The following is a 705-nucleotide window of genomic DNA, read 5'->3' as shown; positions in this document are numbered from 1 at the left end:
CAGTAACCTAGATCCATCCCTCCCCTTATTCTATTTACGAATCGGTTGGCTGCAGCGATGCTGATCGGTTTGTTTATGTCTTCTCCAGGGAAAAGAACATCATTGTACGTTGTCATGGCCTTTTCGAGAAAAGGCTTAATTTGTTCGAAGATTGGACGGCGGATAACATTACCCATCTTGCTATGCTCTTTCGGTACGGTCCATACGTTGTCCAGCAGGTCAAATTCTGTCTTTGTTGCCAGCCTAAGCTCTGAGAGCCTCGCCCCCCACAGCATAAGCATCTGATGAAGGAGCTTATTTGACGTAGACGCACGGCTTCTTTCAATAGCAAGCCAAATCTTAGCCAGTTCGTGATACGACAGTACCCGATCCCCTACCTCAGCGCGGGAGCCGAAGTCCCTTGGCTGGATGCTCATAATTGCGCAACTATCTATCAACTGACGCCGCATGCACCAACTAATTGCTGATCTTAGTTGACTTAGCACCTGCCTTGCTCGGCGTGGATTATCTTTTTCTTCTTCGGTAAGCAGGTCAACCCATTGCTTAACCGTGATAGAAGATGCCGGACGATTAGGGAAGGCGTCATGCATGCGCTTCATAACCGTTGATCGATAAAGTGCCTGGGTCTTTTCTCTGAGAGTTGTAGAGACGTAGTTGTCGAACCAGTAGTCGAGACACTGGGCGACCGTCATGGAGTTCTCCACC

The 705-nt window shown here is 48.8% G+C and carries 1 protein-coding gene; it reads right to left on the bottom strand.

The window, feature by feature from the left end:
* A partial coding sequence (locus ACUU1M_RS20435) for a tyrosine-type recombinase/integrase (RefSeq protein ID WP_449144788.1) occupies positions 1-705 on the bottom strand: 705 nt, incomplete at both ends.

Source organism: Shigella sp. SIG6 (genome assembly GCF_053555815.1).
The sequence above is the reverse complement of the archived record's forward strand: the minus strand, read 5'-3'. Positions and strand labels throughout refer to the sequence as shown.